This window comes from Rhodonellum sp., from assembly GCF_030656585.1.
GTDB lineage: Bacteria > Bacteroidota > Bacteroidia > Cytophagales > Cyclobacteriaceae > Rhodonellum > Rhodonellum psychrophilum.
Window position 1 is genome coordinate 497,250 of record NZ_JAUSPP010000031.1, and the last position, 26,195, is coordinate 523,444.

The window sequence follows — 26,195 nt, forward strand, 5'->3', positions numbered from 1 at the left end:
AAAACTTTATGAAAAGAGCCATTAAAAAAATTGCCATTTTAGGTTCGGGAGTAATGGGATCGAGGATTGCCTGCCATTTCGCCAATATTGGCGTTCAGGTATTGTTGCTCGATATAGTGCCCAAAGAACCGAGTGAGGAAGAAAAGAAAAAAGGTTTAACTATCTCTGACAAGGCAGTCAGGAATAGAATTGTTGAAACCGCTTTAACCAACACATTAAAATCAAAACCAGCTTCTCTTTACGATGCTGGGTTTATTTCCAGGATCACCACAGGTAATTTTGATGATGATTTGCCAAAAATCAAGGATTACGATTGGGTGATGGAAGTAGTAGTGGAAAGACTGGATATCAAACAGTCACTTTTTGAGAAGGTGGAAAAATTCAGGAAACCAGGCACCTTAATTACCTCAAATACCTCCGGAATTCCGATGCACCTCATGTGCGAAGGAAGGTCTGAAGATTTTCAGGCGAATTTTGCCGGAACCCACTTTTTCAATCCCCCGAGGTACTTGAGATTATTGGAAATTATTCCGGCTCCCAAGACCAATCCTGAAATCATCGATTTCTTGATGGATTTTGGGGACAGGATTTTGGGTAAGGAAACTGTGCTCTGCAAGGATACCCCTGCATTTATCGCCAATAGAATAGGTGTCTATGCCATTATTTCGGGGATGCATGCTGTTGAGAAAATGGGACTCAGTGTATCTGAGGTGGACAAACTCACAGGAACACTCATTGGAAGGGCCAAATCTGCTACTTTTCGTACCATGGATGTAGTGGGATTGGATACTACGGTGAACGTTGCCAATAACCTTTACAAGGCGCTCTCGCATGATGAATCCAGGGATAAATTCAAATTACCTAAGATTGTCGAAGTATTGAACGAGAACAAATGGTGGGGTGATAAAACCGGCCAGGGTTATTTTAAAATGATCCGTCATGAAGATGGCACCAAGGAACTTAAGGAATTGGACCTTAAGACATTTGAATATAAGGATGTAGAGAAGCCAAAGTTCAAGGCATTGGAAGCCTCCAAGGAAATCGATGACTTGAAGAAAAGAATTAAATTCCTCGTGAATTTTGAGGATAGGGCAGGTGAATTTTACAGAGCTACTTTCTACGATCTGTTTCAATACTGTGCAAATAGGATTCCTGAAATATCCGACGAACTCTATCGTATCGATCAAGCAGTTTGTGCTGGGTTTGGTTGGGAGTTGGGTCCATTTGAAACCTGGGATGTTTTGGGTTTACAAGAAACCGTCGAGAAGATGAAAGCTGCCGGAGAAATTGCAGCTCCATGGGTTCATGAAATGTTGGATGCAGGCCATACGGCTTTTTACAAGGTTGAAAACGGACAGAAAAAGTACTACGATATTCATTCAAAATCATACTTGCCAGTTCCGGGTGCGGAAGAATTTATTCTCTTGGATACACTTAAAGCGGCCAATAAAAAACTTTGGGGCAATGCTGGAGCCACGATCTATGACATGGGCGATGAGGTGATTGGATTGGAATTCCATACCAAGATGAATTCCCTGGGTGCGGAAGTGATAGAAGGAATCAATACCGCCATCAGCATGGCTGAAAAATCCTACAAAGGATTGGTGATTGGAAACGAAGGTGGAAATTTCTCCGCAGGGGCAAATTTGGCCATGTTGTTCATGTTTGCAGGTGATCAGGAATACGACGAAATCAACCTGATGATTGCACAGTTTCAAAACACCATGATGAAGGTGCGCTATTCTTCTATTCCAGTGGTGGTTGCTCCACACAATATGGCATTGGGGGGAGGTTGTGAAATGTCTCTTCATGCAGATGCGGTTCAGGCACACGCGGAATTGTATATGGGTTTGGTAGAAGTAGGTGTCGGTTTGATTCCAGCAGGTGGAGGAACCAAGGAGATGACGCTGAGATTTTCCAACAGACTGATTGCCGGAGATGTGGAACTCAACCAACTTCAGGACTACTTTATGAACATCGCCACTGCCAAGGTTTCTACCTCAGCACATGAGGCAAGGGCTTTGGGATATTTGCAGACCAAGGACGCCATCACCCTGAACAGAAAAAGGGTGTTGGCAGATGCCAAGGAAAAAGTACTGGCCTTATCCGATGCGGGTTATATCCAGCCGATACAGCAAACCAATATCAAGGTACTTGGAAAAACTTCTTTGGCCTTGTTTGAAGCTGGGATTACCGGGATGCAGTACGGTGCTTACATCTCTGATCACGATGCAAAAATCGCTAGAAAACTTGCCTGGGTAATGTCTGGAGGGGATTTGTCTTCTCCGACAGAAGTGACTGAGCAATATCTTTTGGATTTGGAAAGGGAGGCCTTCTTGAGCTTGACTGGTGAGAAAAAGACCCTAGAGCGGATTCACTCCATTCTATTCAAAGGAAAACCACTTAGAAATTAGTGTCTGTTCCCAGACAATTTGGATCGATTGGCCAGGATCAAGATTTGGTCACCTTAAATTTTCAGTTAACCCAATAAAAAATAAAATGGAAGCATATATAGTAAATGGATATAGATCGGCAGTTGGCAAAGCCAAAAAAGGAGGTTTTCGTTTTTATCGGCCCGATGATTTGGCTTCTGATGTCATCAAGCATTTGGTCGCCAACACACCGGGTTTGGAATCCAAAATGGTTGAGGACCTCATTGTAGGCAATGCCGTTCCGGAAGCCGAACAGGGCATGCAGATGGGGAGAATGATTTCACTACTTGCCTTGGGAGTAGACAATCCTGGATTTATTGTCAACAGATATTGTGGCTCGGGATTGGAAGCCATTGCTTTGGCGGTTGGCAAGATCAAGGCAGGAATGGCAGATTGCATTATCGCCGGCGGTACGGAATCCATGTCAATGGTCCCGATGATGGGTTATAAAACAGCGCTCAACTGGAACATTGCCTCCAAAACTCCGGATTATTACCTCAGCATGGGGCTTACTGCGGAAGAATTGGCAAAGGATTATAACATCACCAGAGAGGAATCTGATTTGTTCTCCGTAAAGTCACATGAAAAGGCTTTTGCAGCCATTGCCGCTGGAAAGTTCAAGGATGAAATTGTGCCTGTGGAAGTAGAAGAAACTTATCTTGACGAAAAGGGAAAGAAGAAAACCCGAAAATACATCGTCGATACAGATGAGGGTCCTCGAAAAGGAACATCAATGGAAATCCTTTCCAACCTAAAACCTGCATTCAAAAACGGAGGTCAAGTGACTGCGGGAAATTCTTCCCAGACTTCTGATGGTGCCGCATTTGTGGTCGTGATGTCGGAAAGAATGGTCAAGGAATTGAATATTGAACCCATCGCCAGGCTGATGTCCTACGCTGTCGCCGGTGTTGAACCTCGAATCATGGGGATAGGTCCAAAAGTGGCAATCCCAAAAGCGGTGAAGCAAGCCGGTCTTTCCATCAATGACATTGAATTGATTGAATTGAACGAGGCATTTGCAGCCCAAAGCTTGGCGGTTATCAAATCCCTAGACCTTAACCCTGATATCATCAATGTCAATGGCGGTGCTGTGGCCATGGGTCATCCCCTAGGTTGCACCGGAGCCAAGCTATCCGTCCAACTTTTCAACGAGCTCCGCCGTCAGAATAAAAAATACGGAATGGTAACCGCTTGTGTTGGAGGTGGGCAAGGAGTGGCAGGGGTTTTTGAACTCTTGAAATAGGTGAATGTGATCGGTTTCAATTGTTTACCGGTTGTTGCTTGAACACAAAACAATACGCGTCAGAATGCCTATCCTTTTAAAACTGAAACAAAATGGAAACCATAAAAAAATCAATCAATGGCGGTGAATTCCTAATTAAGGAAACAGCTGCAGAGGACATCTTTATTTTTGAGGAGTTCTCGGAAGAACAAAAAATGATGGCTCAAGCTTGTCAAGACTTTGTTGATACAGAGATTACTCCCAGGATCGAGGAGATAGACAGCATGAAAAACCCGGATTTGGTACCCCAGATTTTCAAAAAAGCTGGAGAACTGGGTCTTTTGGGCATTTCCGTTCCCGAAGTCTTTGGTGGAATGGGCATGAGTTTCAATACCTCTATGCTGATCGCCGACATTATCGGGGCTGCGGGATCATTTTCCACTACCTATGGTGCGCACACCGGAATCGGTACCTTGCCCATTCTTTATTACGGTACGGAAGAACAAAAGAACAAATACTTGCCCAAGTTGGCAACCGGTCAATGGGCTGCCTGTTACTGTCTGACTGAGCCAGACGCTGGCTCAGATGCCAACAGTGGTAAAACAAAGGCAACGCTCTCTGCTGATGGAAAACATTATGTCCTCAACGGGCAAAAAATGTGGATCTCCAATGCGGGTTTTGCGGATTTGTTCATTGTCTTTGCCAAGATTGAAGACGATAAAAACCTGACTGCCTTCATTGTCGAAAAGTCCTTTGGTGGTATCACGATGAATGAAGAGGAGAAAAAGATGGGAATCAAAGGCTCGTCTACCCGTCAAGTATTCTTCAATGATTGTCAGGTGCCTGTGGAAAACATGCTTTCCGATCGTCAAAACGGATTTAAAATCGCCGTGAATATCCTTAATATCGGAAGGGTAAAACTTGGTGCAGGTGTTTTGGGAGGTGTGAGAACCGTTACAAGCCTTGCCATCAAGTATTCTACCGAAAGAAAACAATTTGGTGTGAGCATCAATACTTTTGGTGCCATCAAGGCTAAGTTGGCAGAAATGGCGATTCGAACTTTTGCTACAGAAGCCCTTTGCTACCGTGCAGGGCAGGATATAGAGGATCGAATCAACAGTCTGATCGCTGAAGGAATGCAAGATTCCGAAGCAAAACTCAAGGGTGTGGAGCAATTTGCCATCGAATGTGCCATTGCCAAGGTTCATGGGTCTGAAGTGCTTGACTATGTCGTGGATCAGGGAGTTCAGGTCTATGGTGGAATGGGATATTCTGCAGATGCACCAATGGAAAGGGCCTATAGAGATGCAAGGATTTCCAGGATATATGAAGGGACCAACGAAATCAACAGAATGCTGATGGTTGGGATGCTTTTGAAAAGGGCAATGAAAGGGGAAGTCAACATTTTTGAACCGGCAATGGCTGTTTCCAAGGAATTGATTTCTGTACCAAGTTTCGAATCTCTCGATACCTCAACACTTTTTGCTGCCGAAAAAGATGTTCTGAATAAATTGAAGAAAGTATTCCTGATGGTTGGAGGAAAAGCCGCCATGTCACTTCAGGACAGGATCGAGGATGAACAGGAGGTGATGATGAATCTGGCAGATGTCATGATTGAAATTTATGCGGCAGAATCCGCTATCCTGAGAGCTGAGAAATTGGTGGGACTGAGAGGCGAGGAAAGTTGTCAACAGCAGATCGCAATGGCCAAGGTTTATCTGTCTGAGGCGGCAGAAAAAATAAACATCGCTGCGAAGGAAGCAATCGCTTCGTTTACTTCTGGAGATGAGCAAAAAGTCATGTTGATGGGATTGAAGCGTTTCACCAAAATGGATTTGGTAGATACCAAAAGCCTGAGAAGACAAATCGCTGATTTTATGATTGAAAAAGGACATTATCCTTTTTCCTAAGCAAAATACCAACCGATCGCTCCAAAATCCACGATATTGGAACGATCGGTTTTTTTTAATTTGTAGCTTTCTCCACGAAGACCCGAAAGACAAAATAAAAAGATAGCTAAAAGACGTCAGCTTAAAGCTACCTTTGTATATGCAAAATAATTTGGAAGAGACAACCGCGGAGTTTCTAAAAAATCTTTCCATCGCGGAACTCAATGACATGCAGAAAGCGGTCATTGGAAAGGCAGCTTCTTCAGAAAACTTGATGTTGCTCGCCCCCACAGGATCTGGTAAAACCATCGCTTTTTTGATTCCTCTTGTAAACCAACTTCAAAAAGACAGTCCTGGGGTGCAGGCATTGGTTGTGGTTCCATCAAGAGAGTTGGCCCTTCAGATCGAGCAGGTATTCAAGGCAATGAAAACTTCTTACAAAGTAAGTTGCTGCTACGGTGGACACTCTGTCAAAATCGAACAAAACAGCCTAAATGAGGCCCCTGCTGTGATTATTGGTACACCAGGAAGATTGGCAGATCATATCTTCAGAAAATCATTTGACCCAAAGACCGTCAATATGGTGGTTTTGGATGAATTTGACAAATCCCTACAAATGGGATTTCATGATCAATTGACCTTGATCTTTAAGGCCCTAAACGGCAAGCAAAAGCACCTGCTCACTTCTGCTACAAAATTGAAATTGTGGCCTGAGTTTCTTCCTTTCTCCAAACCCGAAGCACTCAATTACCTGAAGGACGAAGTGGATTCCAAACTGGAATTGAAGCTGGTACACACCCGAAGTATTGAAAAAGTGGAAACCTTGATGAGGTTGGTCGCTGAATTCAACGACGAAGTGTGTTTGGTCTTTTGTAACCACCGAGATGCTGTGGACCGAATCAGCACCTTGTTTACAGACCATCGATTTGCGCATGGTGTCCTTCATGGAGGAATGGAGCAGATCGATCGGGAAAAAAACCTGATCAAATTCAGGGGCGGAGCACACAATGTGCTTATCGCAACAGACCTTGCCTCAAGGGGATTGGATATCCCAGAGATCAAACATGTGGTACATTACCAATTGCCACCAAAGGAAGATGCCTTTATCCACAGAAATGGGCGGACAGCAAGGATGCACGCCGAAGGTCAGGCCTACCTGGTTTTGGCCAATGACGAAGCTTTGCCTGAATACGTTGAAAAATCCGTTACGGAGATTACACTTCAGGAAGAATTGGTGCTACCGCCTCCTCCCATTTTTGCGTGCTTATACATCAGTGCAGGGAAAAAGGATAAAATCAGCAAGGGCGATATTGTCGGACTATTGACCAAAAATGCGGGTATTTCGGGAGAAGACATCGGCCTGATTACCATCTTGGATTTCGCATCTTATGTCTCTGTGAAGAGAACTCAGGTAAATAAAGTCCTTGCCAAATTGAAAAACGAAAAGCTTAAAAAAATCAAGGTGAAGATTGAGGAGGCGAATTAGGGACACACTCTTGTTCCATAGTGTTTTTAGAATTCATTGAACAGCTCATTTTTACCATTATCCCTTTAAAATCAAAATTTATGAAATTTCAAATAAAAATAAATAGCATTCTTACCGTTGACGAAATAAGAGAATATTGGACTTCAGAGGATTACATCCAGTTGTTGGAAAAATTCGATTATCCCGATGCAGAAAAAGCACCGAAGGAAACCCTGAGAGAATTGCTTTTGATGGCCATTACCGATTTTGAGCCCCAAGAAGCAGCTGTGAAGGTTTTGGAATACAAGTTGTCCGATCATCTTGCTGATGGACAAATCGAACAGATTTCAAATGACATGCTTTTGGACAAGGTTTGTGAGGAATATCCGGAAATTGGATTGCAGTCTACCTTGTTTCACGTCAACCAACTCCTGTTTAAAGCCTTCAATGGAAAATTTCCCGATGCAAAGGCAAGCGTGATCGATTGCTCCATCGCTCGGGTTGACAAAAAGCCAAATCCGGTGCTTACCAAAGAGGATATTCTTAAGTTATTCAGTGTGGGCTTGTCCGACAGGAGTCTTTTGGAGAGACTTTTTGAGCCTCAGATGAAAACGGAGATCGATTTTCCAGAGGCTGAAAATATTCTATGGGATGTGAATGCCTCCGAAGACAATAATTTCAGTATCACGACATCCGAATATTGGTTAAAAGAAGAGGATTTCGAATTTTCTGAATTTGAATCCGAATTGAATCAAAAAGAAGCTGAGTCCTAAAAAGATCAATTTCTTCAAATCTTTGCACTCAAGGTCAGAAGGCGAAATCCAATAGGGTTTCGCCTTTTTTGTGCCAACTGATTCAAATTTTTCCATTCAACCCGTTTTATGCAATTTCAATTCATTTCCGGACTGAAATTGCTCAATAATCAGTCGGTTGTTCATTGTTTTTGACTTCACCATACTGGACGATTCATTATTATCCAAATAATCTGATTTTCTAGTAGTTATAGCCCTATTTGGAAGCCTATTGCATATTTCTTCTTACTTCAACCCGTTTTAGGCATTTCCAATTCAATTCCAACCTATAATAGCTTAATAAGCATTCAGCTATTTACTGCTTTTACCTTCATCAATTCGGTACTTCACTTGGTCTGATTTTCTTGTAGTTTCAAGACCTTTTAGGGAACCTAATGTATATTTCGGGTTCAAGTTAGATGCTTTGCGTTATTTTTTCGGTGTCTTACAATTCGGGTTTGAGTTTTCGGGATGGGGTTCTCTCTGCAGTGTTTGGTTTTCCAATTTTTGAAAAAGGTAAGTCCAAATGCGTTTAAGAAATTTTGAGGAAGGATATGATTTAAGTAACTTATTTCGATTTAGAAGTGAAAAAACTCAATGCTGTTCAAATTATGACTTATAAGGGGTTTTGAGCCAATAAGGTAGGAAAAAACTTCAAAACCGAATCGGCTCAGGTCATCTCCAAATATTGGGCTTGAAGACGTTAAATATTGCCAGCTGGATTCAGTGTGGAGAGACTGTGTTATTAAAGAATTCCAATGCAATATCTCTTGGGAAACTTTGGATCTTCTTTTCTATCCAATATTCATTTAAAAAAATGCAAAAATCTATGATGACAAGCAACGGAGTACTTCTACATGAATTTTATACTGCCTTTGCTAAAGCAGATGCCGACAGAATGTCCGCTTGTTATCATTCAGAGGTGGTTTTTACGGATCCTGCATTTGGGGAACTTAAGGGCCGGGATGTCGAAATGATGTGGAGGATGCTGATCAAAAGAAGCAAAGGGAACCTCAAGATCACCTTTCGGAATGTCCATGCGGATGAAAAAAATGGGACTGTAGATTGGATTGCCGAGTATGTTTATGGGGGAACGGGAAGAAAGGTTGTCAATACCATTCATGCAAGTTTCGAATTCATGGATGGAAAAATTATCAGGCACAACGATCAATTTGATTTGTGGGCATGGACAAGACAAGCTTTGGGTTGGAAGGGCTTTTTATTGGGTTGGACACCTTTTATGAAAGCCAAAATCCAAAAGCAAACCAATAAACTTTTAAAGGCATTCAAAGAAAAAAATTAGCCCTTGGCAAATCTACCAAGGGCTGGATGTTTTATGCTACTGCACTTACATTTACCTCTATATTTCCTCTGGTTGCATTGGAATATGGACAAACCTCATGTGCTGCATCCACTAATTTTTGGGCATCTTCCAAGGAATTGGCCTGCGGAATTTTGACAAAAATGTCCACTGCCAGTCCGAATCCTCCATCACCTGTTTTGCCAATATGGGTTTTAACGGTGATTTCAGCATCGTCCAATTTCACACCATTGGCAACTGCTCCCAGAGCCCCACCAAAACAGGCGGCATAGCCTGCAGCAAACAATTGTTCTGGGTTGGTCTTTCCTCCCGGACCCCCTATTTCTTTTGGCATGGCTACTTCCATGTCGAGCAAGCCATCATCTGTCTTGATTTTTCCTTTTCTTCCTCCCGTATTTACGGCAATTGCTGTATAATCAATTGTGATTTTTTTCATGGTAATCTCAATGTTTAAGCGTTTCTATTAGTTTATTGACTTGAATCTTAAACAGTGATAACTCCCCTTCTTCCCATTGGTTTAAGAGAGAATGAATTTTTTCTGGAATAGGTGTTGCTTTTGCTTGCAGAGATTTTCCTGGATATGTCAATTCAATTTCAACTTTTCTTTCGTCTTTGTCGCTTCGATTTCTTTTTATGAAATTATTGGCCTCCAATCTTTTTAGCACTGGGGTAAGTGTTCCGGAATCCAAAAAGAGCTTCTCTCCTATCTGGCTGACCGTCAATCCATCTTTTTCCCATAAAATAAGCATGACCAAATACTGTGGATAAGTCAGGCCGAGCTCTTCCAAAGGTTCTCTGTAAGCCTGAATCAGTATTCTGGATGCCGCATAGAGCGGAAAGCAAACTTGGTTTTTCAACAATAAGGAATCATCTGAAATGGACATATCGGCGGCTTTAAATTGTAAACAATTAAATTTAGTAATCTTTATTTAGTTTCCCAAAAAATTTTTCAATCCTTCACAGCCAATATCTTCCTGCCGATCATTTCGGCGTTTGATTTTTTTTATCTAACCGAATTGAGTACTTAACTTTTATTTTTCAATAGTATCTTCCAATCATGGGATGGTCAACAATTGCACGTTTTAGCTTATGTGGATTGATTTCTCCTAAAACCTTATAAGCCACCCTTCCGCCGGGTTCGATGAGCAATGTGATCGGCAAACTTCCATCCCAGTCATTATTGACCACGTTTATGACGGCATACTTGTCTTCGGTATCGATCAGGTAATTGGGAATGGCAGAATACTTGGCTTTAAGGAATTTGAGAACTTTTGCCTCTTGTACAGGGCTGTCCAAGCTCAGGGAGATGAATTGGAAATCTCTTTCTCCATACATCCTTTGGATTTCAATAAATTCCGGATATTCGATCACACAGGGTCCACACCAAGTTGCCCAAAAATTGATCAGCAACAACTCATCTGTATCATTTTTCAGAATTTCGGCCAATTGCGCTGTACTGATTTTTTTGACTTCCACGGTCTTTTCCTTCCATTCCGCATTTACTTTTTTGGCGTATTCATTTTTCCAAGCCCATTTGATCGAACAGCCGAAAGCTGGTGTAATCGCCTTTTCCGGTTCCAGGACTTCCCCAGCGAGGGTTCTGTCGATGGCGTTGCGAAGGTCCTCCGCTTTACCTGTTCCGGGCTTTTCCGACGCATCAATTCTTCCGGAATAAGCGAGTTTTCTTTCTTTGTCAAATACGAATACATGTGGAGTCGTCGTCGGCCCATACGCCAGGGAATAGGCATGGTCATCGCCGTCATAGAGATAAGGGAAATTGTATTTCTGGTCTTCATGGCGGATTTGCATACTTTTGAAATCATCGCTGAGGTCTGTATATCCGAGTTCTTCGGGAAGAATCCCGATTGGACTATTAGGGGAGATGGCCAAAAATCCCACCGATTTGTCCGAATATTCATCCACCAACTGGATATAGCGATCTTCGTAAGCCTGCGCTGTAGGGCAATGGTTACAAGTAAAATTGATAACCAATACCTCTGCTTCCCGAAAATCATCTATTGAAATGAGTTTTCCATCCACGTTTGGCAAATTAAAAAAGGGAGCCTTCTCCCCTATTTTAAGTTTTGGTACTTGCTTTTCCGCAACCTCTTGAGGATTTGGGACAAAAATTGAGGCCATCTCTTTGGCGCTTTTCTCCGGGGAGGGCTTGTTGCATGAAACAGAAAACAGGATTGTCCAACACAGACCCAAAGAAAGCAATTGTGTTTTTTCCATGGTTTCAAGAAATTTGAGGTTTATCAAAATCAAATTGATTGGTAATTAAAGATACCATTTTGAATTCGAAAAAAATTCTCTTTCTCCTCAAAATGAATGGCTTATCAAAACCAATTTTCGACTGAGGACAAATATGGGGCCGAAGATCAGCGGTTTTCGATCAACCGAGTTTCAGTGATATTTTGAATCGAAATTAGAAAGGCCTTGGAATGGAAAATTCCCAAATCCAAGACCTTTGTATTTTAGGCTGCTGGGGAAGGTTACTTTACGTAAGCAGCATTGTTTAGGTATTCAAAACTTTTTTGGACGCTATCGATTGGATCGAAATTATACCGCTCCACCTCAACAAAGAAGTCTTTCATGCCTTGGGCATAAGCCGCTTCAAAAATCGGTTTGAAATCCATGTCTCCACTGGCGCCGATTTCCTCTTCATCCTTTATATGCAAAAGGGGGAATCTTCCGGGATATTTTTTCAAATAATCAACCGAATCATAACCACCTTTTTTGGACCAGTACACATCCAATTCAAAACAAACCAGCTTTGGATCGGTCTTGGCCAGCATGTGGTCGTACATGACCACACCTTCAATTTTTTCAAATTCACGGGCGTGGTTGTGAAAGCCAAATTTCAGACCCGATTTAGCGGCCAAAGCTCCGATGGCATTGTAGTAATCACACCAAATATCCAATTCAGCCAAAGTCTTTGGTATCGGCATCGAAGGCTTGATGATATACTTTGCTCCCATGGCTTTGTGGTCGGTGATTGCTTTTTTCCACCATTCCATTGCCTCCTCCTTTTTCTCAGGGGTATATTGCGGCCCGCCCAAGTGGGCACTGTTTAGCTTCATTCCAAGATCTTCAATAAATTTCCTAAACATTTTTGGTTCCATGCCATAAACCTTTCCATCCTGATAGTTGGCTGTCTCGAGTGACTTGTAGCCTATTGAGGCCACCTTTCTTAGTGTACCTTGAGGATCTGAAGCCATATCGTTTCTTAAGGAATAGAGTTGTAGACCAATCGGTCTTTTGGCGAATACCGAATTAGCCAATAGGCTGGTCGGGCTCAACAAACTTCCAATGGCTATCGCCCCGGATAGTTTTAAAAAATCTCGTCTTTTATTCATTTTTGCTGGGTTTAAAGTGTGAATGCTTTTTCGTAATTGTAATGAAGTTTTGTGCTTGCTTCCCAATCCTCTGGGAATGTTTCTGTTTTTGGGTCCCAGACCAAGGGCCTTTGGAGTTCATTGGCAATGTTTCCCAAAGTACAGACAATACAGGTACTGTGACCTATTTCAACTGGAACCATAGGGTCTCTTCTTTTCTGAACGGAATCGATGAAGTCAAAAAGGTGTGGCGGAAACCCTAGGTTTGGGCGTTCCATGATTGGATTTAAGGTTTCATCTGAGGCGGCGAATTTGCCTCTTGAAACTTGTATCCATCCCTTTTCACCGACAAATTTTACTGCCTGTGTGGGGCCATCAAAAGCCCCCACGACCATTTCCACACCAGTTGTATATTGGTAGGTCAGAGGTTTGCCATTCATGGCAGGAAGAATTTTTGAAGGTCCGTTGCGGTCCATACCCATTCCCCACTGCGCAATGTCAAACATATGAGCTCCCCAATCCGTCATGTATCCTCCCCCTGTTTCTTTGTATTTTCTCCAAGCTCCCCAAAAAGTTTCGTTCTTTTCTGGATTTAGGCTGATGGATGGGTTCAATTGCTCGTTGTAATGAATTGGTTTCAATGGTCCCAACCAGGATTTCCAATCCAACCCATCGGGAATTTTTTGTTCAGGCAAATCATAAGAGATGGGATGCTCCGGTTGTCCTACATTGACCAAAACCTGCTCGAGTTTTCCGATTCTTCCTTTTTGAACCATCCTCACGGCGTGTTGAAAATTCAAGTCTGATCGCTGCTGACTGCCTACGGCGAGGATGATTCCGTTGGTCCTAACCGCCTTTACCAATTCTTGGCCTTCTCTGATGGTCAGTGTAAGTGGCTTTTCCAAATAGATATCCTTTCCTGCTTTGCAGGCATCTATGGCCATCAGGGCATGCCAATGATCGGGAGAGGCGATAACAACCGCATCTATGTCCGGTCTTGCCAAAAGGTCCTTGTAATTTTCATAGAGGGTCACTTTTTGGGAGGGCTTGCCATTTTCGGAGTAGGCCTTGGAAACGCGAAGTTCAAATCGCTCCCTTTTTACCTGATAGACATCCGCACCTGCCACCACTTCTACCCCAGGGATTTTTATCATGCCATTGAGGAGACCCATGGATTGTCTGCCCAATCCGATAAACCCAAGTCTTATCTGATGAATATCTGCAAGGGGCTTAATATTTTCTGCCCAACTCATTCCTGGCAAGGCCGCCAATCCTGCGGTGGTCAATAGGGATGTCCCCAGAAATTTCCTTCTGGAAAAAGTGGTTTTGTTGTTTTTCATGTTCGTTGGGTTTAATGTCAATCCAAAAAAGGGTGATGCATCCCATTTATTCAGAAATACAGCTGAATATTCTTTTTTCGGCATCGCCTTCAGTATAATATTACTTTAAAACGATTTATCTAAAAAATTTAAGGGTCCAAAAAATAGCCTTCGTATGCCAATGTTTGATAAAGGGCCTGATTTCTTCTTTGTGAGGCAATTTGGGAGGAATGCTAGCATGAAAGATTTATCCCAATCCTCTGGAAAAAAGGGAGGCTCCTGTTGATTAGAAGGAATTTGCGTAGTAAAACGAAGCTTGTCTCTCCCATACCCGAAGTCAATATTCCGCCAATTCCTGAGGGACAAAATCAGTGTTTTCGGTTTTATGGAATTTACTGAAAAAGCAGGTAGGAAATCAATGCGTAAAACAAAATCATTCACTAAAATCTGCTTTTTCGGGTTCATATGGCGACCAAATTTGAATTGGAGCACAAAATTACCAATACCATGAAAAAGAGGCTTTTAATTCAAATATAATTCCGCTTGGCTGGCCACGCCGGGTAAAATGAAAATAAAAATGAAATCGGTTGCATTTATTCTTATTTTTTTAGAGGTTTAGCAAATTATTGGCTTTTTCAGTGCTTTGCCTAAAAACAAAGGTGTGAAGAAAAGTGGTAATCAACCTATTTAACAAACCCTCAAAATAATCAAACTTATGGAAACAACATCCGCCATTATTTTCAGTAAGGTCAAAAAAATACCGATTGGAAATTGGCTTGTTCGCATGACAGCTGCACTGATATTTATTTTTATCAGCAATCTGTCAATGGCTCAGAGCGTAAGTGTTTCGGGAACTGTTCTCGACGAAAATGAAATTGGATTGCCTGGTGCTTCAATTCAAGAAAAAGGAACTACCAATGGGGTGGTAACAGGTATAGATGGAGAGTATAGGATCAATGTAAAGCCAGGAGCCACATTGGTCTTTTCATTTATTGGTTTTACTACTCAGGAATTACTGGTGGGCAATCGGTCTTCTATAACCGTAAATATGAAACCTGATATCAGTTCACTCCAAGAGGTGGTCGTCGTTGGATACGGGACCATGCGCCAAGAGGCGGTGACTGGATCTGTGGCTTCAATAGGAGGGGACGTCATGAGGGAAGTAGCTTCGGCAAATATCACACAGGCCCTTCAGGGTCGTCTCCCAGGTGTGGAAATATCCCAGACCTCTTCTCAGCCGGGCGCTACCATGCGTATTAGAATAAGGGGCAATCGGTCACTTACGGCAAGTAACGATCCCTTGGTCGTATTGAATGGAATTCCATTTTCTGGTTCCATTGGAGATATCAATCCGGAGGATATCGCAAGTATTGATATCCTAAAGGATGCATCGGCAACGGCGATTTATGGATCGAGAGGTGCCAATGGTGTGGTATTGGTGACAACCAAGAAAGGTTTTAAGGGGCAGGAGGCGAAAGTGAGTTATAGCGGTTTTCACGGCCCAAAAACAGTCTTCTCTCCATATCCCATGATGAATGGACCGGAATTTATCCAAATGAGAGAAGCCGCAGGCATGTTTACCAATGGACCGAGTGAGTCCAATGAAATCAATACAGATTGGCAGGATTTGTTTTACCAAAACGGCGTAATGTCCAACCATGATATAAACGTTACTGGTGGTGGAGAGAAAAGCACATACAGTTTTGGTTTGGGATACTACCACGATGAAGGAGTCGTCCCTACCCAGCAGTATGATAGAATCTCCATGAGGGCTGCAGTTGACCAGGAAATTGGGAATTACTTTAGAATAGGATTCAATACCAACAATAATTTTAATACCACGCAAGGTTCTCAAGTTGGTTTGTACAATGTCCTGAGTATGTCTCCCATCGCATCTCCGTTTAATGCGGACGGAACCAGGAGGAGGACAATCACCATGCCTTTGGATGAATCATTTGTAACCACTCGTGAAACTGTGAGAGACTTAGAGGGTCAATGGCTGAACGAAACGCGCGCATTTGCAACATACAATGCAATCTATGCAGAAGCGAAAATCCCAGGAGTGGATGGCTTGAAATACAGAGTCAATTTAGGTTTGGATTACCGTCAAAGCAACCAAGGTGACTATACGGGAAGAGGCATCAACACCGCAAACCCTACTACTCCTTCCACGGCAGGTGTGGGAAATTCCCATAACTACCATTGGATTGTGGAAAACTTGATCACCTACGATAAAATATTCGCAGATAAACATTTTGTCAATGTAACAGCCTTATACTCAACCGAACAAAATAAATTTCATAGTTCCAGAATGACGGCAAGAGATATCCCAGCCGATCAGTTTCAGTTTTATAACATTGGTCTTGCCAATGGAGAGATTCAAGTTAACCCAGGCGATCAAAGCTATGAACTGTGGGGTTTGATGTCCTATATGGGTAGGGTAATGTATTCTTATGACGATCGGTACATGATCTCAGCAACTTTACGTTCTGATGGTTCTTCTAGACTAGCACCGGGCTATAAGTGGCATACTTATCCTGCTGTATCAGCTGGGTGGAATTTGCGAAAGGAAGGTTTTATGAATAATGCCGCCTCTGTGGACTTGTTGAAATTGAGAGTCGGCTATGGCCAGACCTCAAATCAGGCAATCGCACCTTATGCGACATTGGGAGGCTTAGGAACTAGACCCTATAATTTTGGAAACGATACCTATGCTACCGGTTATTTTGTCAATTCACTCCCCAATGCGGATCTGGGTTGGGAATACTCGGAGACCTATAACATAGGGGTTGACTTCGGTTTGTTTAACAATCGTCTGACAGGTAGTGCAGAATATTACATTACGAACACAAAGGATATTTTGCTGGGTGTGAATTTACCAGCAACTTCTGGAGTAGGAAGTTACACTGCAAATATTGGTGAAACCCAAAACAAAGGGGTTGAACTATCCTTGAATGGATTGATATTCGAAAATAAAGATTGGAGCTGGGAAGCAGGATTGAATGTTTATGCCAACCGAAACAAACTAGTCTCCTTAGCGTCCGGACAGACGAGAGACGAAGGAAACTGGTGGTTTGTGGGTTCTCCAATTGATGTAATTTTTGATTATCAGTATCAAGGCTTGTGGCAGGAAAATGATATGCACCGGAATATTTTGGAGCCAGGAGGAAATCCGGGAATGATCAAAGTTACCTATACAGGTGAATTTAATGATGAGGGAGTACCTACCCGGGCGGTTGGGCCTGCTGATCGTCAAATTCTTGATTTGCAACCCAACTTCATGGGAGGATTCAATACCCGCGTTGGATACAAAAACTTTGATTTGAGTATTGTTGGGACCTTCAAAAGCGGTGGAGTGCTTATTAGCTCCCTTCATTCTTCTTCAGGATATCTCAACATGATGAATGGAAGAAGAAATAATGTTAAAGTGGATTATTGGACTCCTGAAAATCAAGATGCTAGATATCCTGCACCAGGAGGCTTGGCGAGTGGTGACAATCCTAAGTATGGCAGCACGCTGGGCTACTTCGATGGCTCCTATTTGAAAATCAGAACCATGACCCTTGGTTACAACTTTGACAATGCAAGCAATTGGATGACCAAAGCGGGATTGAGTCGATTTAGAGTTTATGGTGCTGTACAGAATCCATTTGTATTGTTTTCTCCATTCCATAAGGAAACAGGCTTGGATCCTGAAACCAATTCATTCGCCAACCAAAATACCGCAATTACCAATGCGCTCCCAAGTCGATTGTTGACTATTGGCACCAATGCGCCAGCAACACGTAATTTTATATTGGGTATTAACTTGACATTTTAATTTAATATGAAAAAGATACAGCTATATAAAAATTCAATAAAGGGCTTGTTTTTGACAGCGCTTTTCCTTGTATCATGCTCTGAAATATTGGATGAAAAACCCCGGAGTATATTTGAACCTGGATTTTTCCAAACCGAAGAAGGCATTCAAGGTGGATTGACATCGATGTATGCGCACCTTCGCTACATTTATGGACAAGCATATTATTTCAACACCACCCTAACCGGGACTGATGAAGTAACATATGCCCAGAGTGCGGACCAAAATTTCTTGGTGATGGATATCAGTGGCCAAGGAGATATTGATCCGAACAACAGCCGTGCAGATGCTTTATGGGGAGCCGCATATTCGAATATAAACACCGCAAGCGGTATCATAAAGTTCGCTCAAAATGCGGGTGTATCCGATGCCCTCGTGGCAGAAGCCAGGTTCTTTAGGGCTTTTGATTACTTCTTGTTGGTTCAGACTTTCGGCGGTGTGCCGCTTGATTTAGGCGCTGGGGAATTGGAATTTAATGTTGTCCCAACCAGGACCTCCGTAAGGAATACTGTGCCTGAAGTATACACGAGGGGAATCTTCCCAGACTTGGTCAGAGCTGTAAATGAACTGCCCGAGGTAAGTAGGCTTACAGGTACCGCGACCAAAACCTTGGCCCGTCTTTATTTGGCAAAGGCCTACCTTACTTATGCTTGGTGGTTGGAAAATCCAAACAACATTCCTACGTATCCAGAAACTTCCAGAGTAGATCCGGATGGAAATAATGCACAATGGTATTTCCAGCGGGCCTATGATATTGCGAACGAAGCAATAGACAATCCGGGACCTTTTGGCCTTCAAGAGACATTTTATGATGTCAATTTGGCGCAAAATGACCGCAACAAGGAAATGTTATTGTATGCAGATCATACTGAAACCAGTGAGTTTTACAATGGTGGAAGTCTCACTTTTGGAGGTGGAGGCGCACCTGATAACTTCGCGGGTTGGATGATGACTTGGAATTATACCGTGATCAGAAGTAGTGCATCGGCCACCCAATGGGCCAATAATATCGAGTCTGTAAGGCGGGAAGCTGCTCAAGCGACAGGTCGACCATGGACGCGTATGTGTCCGACAATAGGTGTGATTACCAATACCTTTGCGGATAAGAGCAATGATTCTCGCTATGACGGTACCTTTACTACGGTATACCGTGCCAATACTGACAAAGCACCAGCCATCAGTAGCCCCATTTATAATGCGAATTTGATCCAAGTGCAGCCAGGTGACGCGATTCTAACATTTTTGAATGAGGAGCCTGATCAAGCGATTGTGTATCCTACTCCAGCGAGTTTGGGTGGAAATATTGGTGCAGGGATATTGCCGGGAAGATCCGATTTTGTGGTTTCTCCAAAAGGAATAAGCAGAATCGTCTATCCAGGTCTTTGGAAATTGGGGCCTTATCGCACAGACAGTGGTGACGGCTTGGGTCAGCCAAATGCGGGAAGTACCAGACCATTCAACATTGCCAAGTTCTCTGAACTGTACCTGATCGCGGCTGAAGCTGCTGTAAAAGGAGCCGTTGGAGGCAAAAGCGCACGTGATTTGGTCAATGTGCTTCGTGCAAGAGCAGGTGTATGGCGTTGGGATAACAATGGGAACCAAGAAAAAATCATTGACAACAGCGCAGAAATGATTGCTGCCACTCCAATGGTGATCGACATCAACTACATTCTTGCCGAACGTTCAAGGGAATTTTATGCCGAAGGCTATCGTTGGTATGACTTGATCCGTACGCAAAAGTGGGAAGAATTGGCAAAGACCTATCAAATTGGAGGTAGGAATTATGGAGACCACACGCCGCAAACCATCACGAGAAATATCAAAGCGCACCATTACCTAAGACCAATTCCACAGAGTCAGATTGATGCCATGGAGGGTGATAGAACCATTTATCAAAATCCAGGGTATTGATTCGTGAGAATTTAATATTTAAAAATCAAAACTGGTTTGTTACTGGGTGGGAGATAATCTTCCACCCATTTTTTATTCAACTCGAAACCTGAATTTGGTTTCCCAATAGGTCTTGAAATGGCAAGAATATCAAACCAATTCATAAATAAGGTGTAATACCGAACTGGGGAATTCAAGCAAACAACTGGATGATTATTAGGTAATTATAGGATGGAATTGAGAATGAATAAAACTGGTTCAAAACAATTTTGTAGTTTGATTTTTCCAATTGGGCGGTTTTACTCTGGATTCAGGAAATAAATATAAAAATTAAGTCCTTAACCCTCATAACCAGGCGTCAAAACTACGTTCTTATTTGTAGCGAGATTTTTCATTTACAATTCCAAAAATACCGGGTTTAGGGATCTTTTTTTTGAAAAGCGATCCGATTTTACTAATTAAAAAAGCCATCCTTTTTTTTCAAAGAAGATTCCCGGATAATCAATTCCGAGCGTAAAGTGATTTTATTTGTGTTTTGTAGCGTAGTCCTTTCTGGTTCATCCAGGTAATTGATCAGACTTTTCATGGCAACCTCCCCCATTTCAAATCCCGGGTAGTTGATGGTTGTGATTTTAGGTTCCACAAGTCTGGAAATCACCTCATTGTTAAAACCTACAATGGCGATATCTTCTGGTATTCTTATTCCCCTTTGTTTTAGATGATTGATGCAGCTTGCCGCACAGGCATCATTGGAGACAAAGAGCCCATCAGGAATCGGGTTCATTTCTAAGATTTGGTTTACAATTTTTTCGCCCGCCTCTTCATTGATTTCAGACAGTATGATAATTCGATCTTGGTCAAAAGGAATGTTTTTTTCCATCAGTGCATACTTGTATCCCTTCAATCTATCCGCATACACACTCACTTTGACACTTCCCAAGACGTGGACAATACGCGTACAGCCTTGTTCAATTAGGTGGTTTGTGGCTACCTGAGCAGCTTGAATATTGTCTATTGTAACTCCTGTACTGTCATCGCTATTGGCTATTCTGTCATAAAATATCACAGGAATACCCCTTTTGTGAAATGGCGCAAAATGTTCCAAATGCTCCGCGTCACTTGCCAAGGAAACCAGCAATCCATCCACCCTACTGTTGAACATGGATCTGGTATTGGCAATCTCTTTATCGCTTGATTCAAGGGATTGACTAATGACTAAGTTGAAACCTGCTTTATTGGCGACTTTTTCCATGCCGGCCAGGACGGAGGACTGAAAATTACTGTTCAAACTTGGTACAATCACCCCAATGTTATTCGTTCTTTTACTTCTTAAATTTGCCGCAAATACATTGGATTGATAACCCATATCGGCTGCAGCCTGAAAAATTTTTTTCTTCGTTTTGTCTTTTACTGCCGGATGGTTGTTTAAAGCCCTGCTGACTGTGGTTGGAGAAACTCCCAAATCTTTAGCTATATCATATATTGTGATATCTTTTTCCATTTTATGTCTAAAATCTCGTAGTTTCATTGGTCTGGATAAAAAGAATTTCTCCACTAACCAATTCAGTAAAATGTGTTGGTTTCAAAAACTTTCTTCTTTTAGTTTCATTCAAAAGGATTGAATGAAACCGATTGTATTTGGAATAGACTATTCTTGACCAAGTGCAAAGGTAAATCAGATGTTTGAAAAGCCAAGTGAAATTTCCACATTCAATGCGGTCTTGTGTTTTAAAAATGCCGATTTCTAATTGGCATTCAGTGAGATCAACAAAAATTTATCCTTCCAAAGCTGGACTAGGATAATACTATTCAATTTTTTTGAAACCCTGATCTTGAGCAAGGCAATCCATTCGATGAGGGGATTGGCTTTTATTCCAAAAAAATAGGATACTGCTATTGATCAACCACCATACAAGCTCGATCAAGCAATGAAATCGGTTGTATATTTGAGTTTTAGAGTGCAGGGTTATATTCGAAACAATTCTTTGGCTTACCGGAATATTATTGAATGAATGATCTCTTCTGCCTAGGCTCCGAATTTTAACCCGTTTTATGCATTGCGAATGCCATTCAATACTGTATTTATCTGATAATTAGTCCGTTGTTGACTTTAATTGACTTCACCATATCGGTTTCAGGAATTGGTCTCCCAATGGTTTGATTTTCTTTCGGTTTCAATATCCTTAGAAAGCCTAATGCATATTTCGGGTTTAACTCAATATTTCAAACGGTATAATGCATCAATAGCTTCATTCCAGCTGAAATTGCTTAACAATCAGTCAATGATTCCTTTTTTTAATCTCAGCTTGTCGGTACAATGCCTTATTTTCCAAATAGCCTGGTTTCCTTGCAGATTCAAGCCCATTAGGTTTCCGAATGTATGTTTCGGGTTCAAGCCAATCCACTTAAAATCTGGGTCAGGGAGTTTTGGATTCTTTTCCCTTCTATGATTCCTCGTAGACATTATTCAGGCTTTCCATAGAACATCAACAATTGATGTTGTAGCCCTATGCTACCTGATAGTGGTGATTTAGGGTGAAAATGGATCGCCACATCTTATATTGGTTCTCTCGAAGGTGCAGACTTTGTTCTCCAGGAATTTGGCTGAAATTTTTGGTTTTTGGGAATTCTAAAATGCCTCTTCCACATCGTATTTCCAGAGATAAAAAAACGCCTTTTCTATTCCCTCAAAGGTTCTTCCGGGATTGGTCCTGATGCTGATCCGTTTTCCCTCTTCATCTGCAATTTTCACGATTTGGTGGTCTCCAAAATAAGAAACCTTAAATATGGTTCCAATCAGTTGCTGATCGTCATTCTGAACCACTTCAGCGTGCTCCGGCCTGAAAAGTAACTTTACTTTGCCTTTATAATCTCCCGCTTTTTTGTCTTTTATAAAACCAAAGGGTGTGTAAAATCCTTCAGATGTAGGCGTCGCCAAGATTTCGTTTCTCTTTCCAAAGAAGTTGGCAACATAAGGATTCACGGGTTTTTCATAAAGCATTTTGGGGATATCGATCTGCTGCAGATAGCCTTTGTGCAAGATCGCAATCCTATCGGCAGTCGAAAGCGCATCACGAGTATCATGTGTGACTAAAATGGCAGTCACACCTGTTTTCTTGATGATTTGTCGGATTTCTTCCCTGACCTGATCCTTGAGCATTGCATCAAGATTGCTAAAGGGTTCATCCATCAAAATGATTTTGGGATTCGGAGCCATCGCTCTCGCCAAGGCTACGCGCTGTTGCTGGCCTCCGGAAAGCTGATGGGGGTATTTGTTGAAATCTTCCTTAAGTCCTACCAAGAGGAGTGTTTCTCGAACCTTTTTTTCTTTATCGCCCTTGAATTTTTGCAGGCCAAATTTCACATTTTCCAAAATGGTCAGGTGTGGAAAAAGTGCATAATCCTGGAAAACCATCCCCACTTGCCTTTCATGTGCCGGGACCGATTCCCGACCCTCTACGATGACCTGTCCGGAAAGTGAAATCGAACCGCTTTCTGGATGTTCCAAGCCTGCAATCAGCCTCAATAAAGTGGTTTTTCCTGAGCCGCTTTCCCCCACCAAAGCCAAAATTTCCCCTTCTTTGACATCAAAAGAAACATCATTGATGGCATATTCGGGAGCTTGGCTGTATTTTTTGAAGATGTGATGGAGTGATAAAATCGTCATCAGGTTTTGGCTTGTATCCTTAAAATTCTCTTTTCTTAATGAGCCTGTTGAGGAAAATGATGGGTATGATTCCTGTCAGGATGATGATCAATGCAGCATTCGCCGATTCAGCGATCATTTCATTGGTCGCCATGTCAAATGCCTTGGTGGCCAATGTCTGATAATTGAATGGTCTTAAAATCAAAGTTAAAGGTAATTCCTTTAAAACGTCTACAAAAACCAGTAATATGCCGGAAATCAAACTGGTCTTGATCAAAGGCAGGTCTATTTTCCAGAGCGTTCGTGTGCTTCTCGTGCCAAGAAGCCTGCTGGCCTCATTGATGTGTATCCCGATTTTCTGGAATCCAGCATCTACTGGGTTATATCCTACGGCCATAAACCTCACCACGTAGGCAAAGACCAAGGCAAATAAAGTCCCAGATAGAAACAACCCCGCGGTTTTGGAAGAAAGAAAAGAATCATAAATCCACTTGTCAAATGCCAAAAATGGAATCAAAACGCCAACGGCAATCACCGCTCCGGGTACCGCATAACCCAAGGTGGACACTTTGGTAATGCTTTTAATCCACTTGAAGGGGCTCAAACGCAAAGTATAGAGCAATACTACAGCAAAGAGTACGATGATAATACCGCTGACTGCGGCCAGGCCAAAACTTCGGAAGATCAGCAGGAAAAATTCAGAATCGATGACTTTCTCATACGTCATGCTTACCCAATACAAGAGTTGCAAAAATGGGGTCAAAAAGCTGACTATAAAAATAAGGAAGCAGATTCCGGTAAAAAGGACCTTTTTGACCATGGACAAATGAATTCTAGCTGTGGGTTTGTTGATCCCATTCACTGCAGAATATTGTCTATTCCCTCTGTGAAGGGATTCGAGATAGAGTATGGCAAATACAAAGACCATCAGGATAGCCGCCAAATAAATGGCTGTGGAGGAATCTCCCATTGAAAACCAAGCCCTGAATATCCCCGTGGTAAAAGTATTCACGCCAAAATATTTCACCGTACCATAATCGTTCAGGACTTCCATGGAAGCCAATGCGATCCCCGCCACTATTGCCGGGCGGGCCATAGGAAGTGCGACCTTGAAAAAGGTTTTGGTTCTGTTTGAACCCAAAAGAAAGGAGGCTTCCTGAAGGGTTTTGGATTGTTGGGCAAATGAGGCTCTCGAAATCAAAAATACATAGGGGAACAATGTAATGGATAAAATAAATATTGCCCCGGGAAGGTTCATGATGTCAATCAGGCTGCCCTTTACCTGAATGTCCATCGTGTTGCGGAGAAAACTGTGAAATGGGCCCGAATAATCCAGCAAACCTACATAGGTGTAGGCCATGATGTACCCTGGAAATCCCAAGGGTAAAATAAGCAACCATTCGAAGTATTTTCTGCCGGGAAACTCATAATTGGAAACCAACCAGGCAGTGCTGACACCGAGCAAAAAGGTAAAAAAAGCCACTCCAAGGAGTAGGAGAATTGTGTTCTGGAAATAGTCAAAAAGTAGGTTATTGAAGATATGTGACCAGCTATCTCCAGGACGATCAAATAGTTTGAATAAAATGGTGAACAAAGGGGTAGCTACCACCAATACAATTAGAATAGAGTAGCCTGTCCATTTGTTCCACCAATAATAATGTCGTTTTCTTATTTCCAAGGATTTTAACCCATTTTATGCATTACGAATGCCATTCAATACTGTATTTATTTGATAATTAGTCAGTTATTGGCTTTTATTGACTTCACCATGTCGGTGTCAGGAAATAGTCTCCCAATTGTCTGATTTTCTTTCGGTTTCAATATCCTAAGAAAGCCTAATGCATCTTTCGGGTTTAACTTATTTCCAACCGACTTTATCAAAAATGATAACTGCCTCATTGTTATTTTCACCGAGTTTGGAAAGATTGAGGTCGTCCGTTTTAAAGTTCCCCCATTTTTTCAATAAATCGGAAACCTCTACAGAAGGGTTCACGGGATATTCAAAGTTGATATTGGCCAAAATTTCTTGGGATTCTGGCTCAGATAGAAATTCCAATAATTTTATTGCATTCTCCTTGTTGGGAGCATATTTGGTGACGCCCGCACCTGAAATGTTGATATGGGTTCCTCGGTCTCCTTGATTGGGGAAAAATATGCCAACTTTTTCTGCGGCTTTTCTTTCTTCCTCATTGGCATCATTGAGCATGATACCGATATAATAGGTATTGACGATCGCCACATCCCCTTCACCGGAGGCGACAGCTTTTACCTGATCTCTATCACTGCCTTTTGGAGATCTGCTCATGTTGGCAAGAAGATCAGCGGCCCATTTTTCCGCACCTGCACTTCCATTGGCCGCAATGATCGATGCCAATAGGGATTGGTTATAAATATTCTCGGAAGATCTGGTCAATATTCTTCCTTTCCACTCTGGCGCTGTCAAAGCCTCGTACGTGCTGAGTTCTTCTGCTTTTACCCGCTCTTTGCTGTAGGCTAGAATCCTTGCTCTATAAGTCAAACCAAACCAGTATCCCTCTGGATTTCTGAACTTGCTTGGAATATTTGTGTCCAAAATCTCCGAGGAAATAGTTTGTAGCAATCCTTTTGTTTCAGCGCGGTGAAGTCTTCCTGCATCCACAGTGATCAAAACATCCGCAGGTGAATTGGCACCTTCCAACTCCAGCTTTTGGATCAGTTCATCTGCACTGGCACTTACGACATTGACTTTGATCCCAGTTTTTTCGGTGAATTTGTCAAAGATCAGTTGATCTGCTTCGTAGTGTCTGTGGGTATAGACATTTACGACACCTTCTTCGGGGGTGCTGCTACAGGAAAACAATGAAACCGCAAGGGCTGCAACGAGACTGGTTTTTAAAAGAGTTTTGAGCATATTTTGGTAGATTAATGGGGCAAAAATAATCATTATTTAAATCAAATCTAAATAAAGACAAAAAGATTTTTATATTTGTGGCCACACAGTTAAGCGGATTTTTTGAATGGAATTATGAGATGTTTAAGGAATA

At 42.2% G+C, this 26,195-nt stretch carries 17 protein-coding genes; 8 read left to right on the forward strand and 9 right to left on the reverse strand.

Translation table 11 applies throughout. From position 1 onward, the window contains the following. The first annotated feature begins 8 nt into the window (after positions 1–8). The 6 genes from Q7J63_RS09055 to Q7J63_RS09080 all read left to right on the forward strand — a co-directional run bounded on the left by Q7J63_RS09055 (position 9) and on the right by Q7J63_RS09080 (position 9,102). Positions 9–2,414, forward strand: a complete 2,406-nt coding sequence (locus tag Q7J63_RS09055) for a 3-hydroxyacyl-CoA dehydrogenase/enoyl-CoA hydratase family protein (protein ID WP_019595932.1) — start codon at positions 9–11, stop codon at positions 2,412–2,414. Positions 2,415–2,499: 85 nt separating this feature from the next. Continuing rightward, on the forward strand, positions 2,500–3,675 hold the full coding sequence (locus Q7J63_RS09060) for an acetyl-CoA C-acyltransferase (protein ID WP_019595931.1): 1,176 nt from the start codon (positions 2,500–2,502) through the stop codon (positions 3,673–3,675). A 92-nt stretch (positions 3,676–3,767) separates the two neighbouring features. After that, on the forward strand, positions 3,768–5,564 hold the full coding sequence (locus tag Q7J63_RS09065) for an acyl-CoA dehydrogenase family protein (protein WP_304885544.1): 1,797 nt from the start codon (positions 3,768–3,770) through the stop codon (positions 5,562–5,564). Between the two features lie 139 nt (positions 5,565–5,703). Beyond that, entirely contained in the window at positions 5,704–7,029 is a 1,326-nt protein-coding gene (locus tag Q7J63_RS09070; RefSeq protein WP_304885546.1) for a DEAD/DEAH box helicase, read from the forward strand. Positions 7,030–7,109: 80 nt separating this feature from the next. Beyond that, a complete protein-coding gene (locus tag Q7J63_RS09075; RefSeq protein WP_304885548.1) occupies positions 7,110–7,781 on the forward strand; it encodes a hypothetical protein in 672 nt (223 codons plus the stop codon). 847 nt (positions 7,782–8,628) lie between these two features. Then, on the forward strand, positions 8,629–9,102 hold the full coding sequence (locus tag Q7J63_RS09080; protein ID WP_304885550.1) for a nuclear transport factor 2 family protein: 474 nt from the start codon (positions 8,629–8,631) through the stop codon (positions 9,100–9,102). Between the two features lie 31 nt (positions 9,103–9,133). Here Q7J63_RS09080 and Q7J63_RS09085 read toward each other — a convergent pair whose 3' ends face one another. The 5 genes from Q7J63_RS09085 to Q7J63_RS09105 form a co-directional block, all read right to left on the reverse strand. Further along, positions 9,134–9,556: an organic hydroperoxide resistance protein gene (locus Q7J63_RS09085; protein WP_019595926.1), complete on the reverse strand. Its 423-nt coding sequence runs from the start codon at positions 9,554–9,556 to the stop codon at positions 9,134–9,136. Positions 9,557–9,563: 7 nt separating this feature from the next. Continuing rightward, positions 9,564–10,004, reverse strand: coding sequence for a MarR family winged helix-turn-helix transcriptional regulator (locus tag Q7J63_RS09090; RefSeq protein WP_019595925.1), 441 nt, complete (start codon positions 10,002–10,004; stop codon positions 9,564–9,566). Between the two features lie 154 nt (positions 10,005–10,158). Further along, positions 10,159–11,355: a redoxin domain-containing protein gene (locus Q7J63_RS09095; protein ID WP_304885551.1), complete on the reverse strand. Its 1,197-nt coding sequence runs from the start codon at positions 11,353–11,355 to the stop codon at positions 10,159–10,161. A 260-nt stretch (positions 11,356–11,615) separates the two neighbouring features. Next, on the reverse strand, positions 11,616–12,479 hold the full coding sequence (locus Q7J63_RS09100) for a sugar phosphate isomerase/epimerase (protein ID WP_304885553.1): 864 nt from the start codon (positions 12,477–12,479) through the stop codon (positions 11,616–11,618). An 11-nt stretch (positions 12,480–12,490) separates the two neighbouring features. Further along, positions 12,491–13,798 carry a Gfo/Idh/MocA family protein gene (locus Q7J63_RS09105; protein ID WP_304885555.1) on the reverse strand — a complete coding sequence of 436 codons (1,308 nt, stop codon included), beginning with the start codon at positions 13,796–13,798 and terminating at the stop codon, positions 12,491–12,493. Between the two features lie 694 nt (positions 13,799–14,492). Between Q7J63_RS09105 and Q7J63_RS09110 the strand changes: the two genes are divergently transcribed. Together Q7J63_RS09110 and Q7J63_RS09115 are read left to right on the forward strand one after the other, a co-directional pair. Next, positions 14,493–17,597: a TonB-dependent receptor gene (locus Q7J63_RS09110; protein WP_304885557.1), complete on the forward strand. Its 3,105-nt coding sequence runs from the start codon at positions 14,493–14,495 to the stop codon at positions 17,595–17,597. A 6-nt stretch (positions 17,598–17,603) separates the two neighbouring features. Further along, entirely contained in the window at positions 17,604–19,547 is a 1,944-nt protein-coding gene (locus tag Q7J63_RS09115; protein ID WP_019595917.1) for a RagB/SusD family nutrient uptake outer membrane protein, read from the forward strand. A 433-nt stretch (positions 19,548–19,980) separates the two neighbouring features. On the opposite strand, the gene Q7J63_RS09120 is transcribed toward Q7J63_RS09115, so the two are convergent. The 4 genes from Q7J63_RS09120 to Q7J63_RS09135 all read right to left on the reverse strand — a co-directional run bounded on the left by Q7J63_RS09120 (position 19,981) and on the right by Q7J63_RS09135 (position 26,095). Next, positions 19,981–21,027: a LacI family DNA-binding transcriptional regulator gene (locus Q7J63_RS09120; protein WP_019595915.1), complete on the reverse strand. Its 1,047-nt coding sequence runs from the start codon at positions 21,025–21,027 to the stop codon at positions 19,981–19,983. A 1,128-nt stretch (positions 21,028–22,155) separates the two neighbouring features. Next, a complete protein-coding gene (locus Q7J63_RS09125; RefSeq protein ID WP_304885560.1) occupies positions 22,156–23,193 on the reverse strand; it encodes an ABC transporter ATP-binding protein in 1,038 nt (345 codons plus the stop codon). A 19-nt stretch (positions 23,194–23,212) separates the two neighbouring features. Continuing rightward, complete coding sequence (locus Q7J63_RS09130) at positions 23,213–24,850, reverse strand: iron ABC transporter permease (protein ID WP_304885562.1); 1,638 nt, start codon at positions 24,848–24,850, stop codon at positions 23,213–23,215. A 180-nt stretch (positions 24,851–25,030) separates the two neighbouring features. Further along, positions 25,031–26,095 carry a Fe(3+) ABC transporter substrate-binding protein gene (locus Q7J63_RS09135; RefSeq protein ID WP_304885564.1) on the reverse strand — a complete coding sequence of 355 codons (1,065 nt, stop codon included), beginning with the start codon at positions 26,093–26,095 and terminating at the stop codon, positions 25,031–25,033. Positions 26,096–26,195 lie beyond the last annotated feature (100 nt).

Excerpts from the sequence above, each read along its gene's own strand:
- Q7J63_RS09090 (WP_019595925.1), bottom strand. The coding sequence starts at position 10,004 with ATGTCCATTTCAGATGATTCCTTATTGTTGAAAAACCAAGTTTGCTTT.
- Q7J63_RS09110 (WP_304885557.1), top strand. The coding sequence starts at position 14,493 with ATGGAAACAACATCCGCCATTATTTTCAGTAAGGTCAAAAAAATACCG.
- Q7J63_RS09095 (WP_304885551.1), bottom strand. The coding sequence starts at position 11,355 with ATGGAAAAAACACAATTGCTTTCTTTGGGTCTGTGTTGGACAATCCTG.
- Q7J63_RS09085 (WP_019595926.1), bottom strand. The coding sequence starts at position 9,556 with ATGAAAAAAATCACAATTGATTATACAGCAATTGCCGTAAATACGGGA.
- Q7J63_RS09120 (WP_019595915.1), bottom strand. The coding sequence starts at position 21,027 with ATGGAAAAAGATATCACAATATATGATATAGCTAAAGATTTGGGAGTT.
- Q7J63_RS09070 (WP_304885546.1), top strand. The coding sequence starts at position 5,704 with ATGCAAAATAATTTGGAAGAGACAACCGCGGAGTTTCTAAAAAATCTT.
- Q7J63_RS09065 (WP_304885544.1), top strand. The coding sequence starts at position 3,768 with ATGGAAACCATAAAAAAATCAATCAATGGCGGTGAATTCCTAATTAAG.
- Q7J63_RS09100 (WP_304885553.1), bottom strand. The coding sequence starts at position 12,479 with ATGAATAAAAGACGAGATTTTTTAAAACTATCCGGGGCGATAGCCATT.
- Q7J63_RS09060 (WP_019595931.1), top strand. The coding sequence starts at position 2,500 with ATGGAAGCATATATAGTAAATGGATATAGATCGGCAGTTGGCAAAGCC.
- Q7J63_RS09125 (WP_304885560.1), bottom strand. The coding sequence starts at position 23,193 with ATGACGATTTTATCACTCCATCACATCTTCAAAAAATACAGCCAAGCT.
- Q7J63_RS09075 (WP_304885548.1), top strand. The coding sequence starts at position 7,110 with ATGAAATTTCAAATAAAAATAAATAGCATTCTTACCGTTGACGAAATA.
- Q7J63_RS09080 (WP_304885550.1), top strand. The coding sequence starts at position 8,629 with ATGATGACAAGCAACGGAGTACTTCTACATGAATTTTATACTGCCTTT.
- Q7J63_RS09055 (WP_019595932.1), top strand. The coding sequence starts at position 9 with ATGAAAAGAGCCATTAAAAAAATTGCCATTTTAGGTTCGGGAGTAATG.
- Q7J63_RS09115 (WP_019595917.1), top strand. The coding sequence starts at position 17,604 with ATGAAAAAGATACAGCTATATAAAAATTCAATAAAGGGCTTGTTTTTG.
- Q7J63_RS09135 (WP_304885564.1), bottom strand. The coding sequence starts at position 26,095 with ATGATTATTTTTGCCCCATTAATCTACCAAAATATGCTCAAAACTCTT.
- Q7J63_RS09105 (WP_304885555.1), bottom strand. The coding sequence starts at position 13,798 with ATGAAAAACAACAAAACCACTTTTTCCAGAAGGAAATTTCTGGGGACA.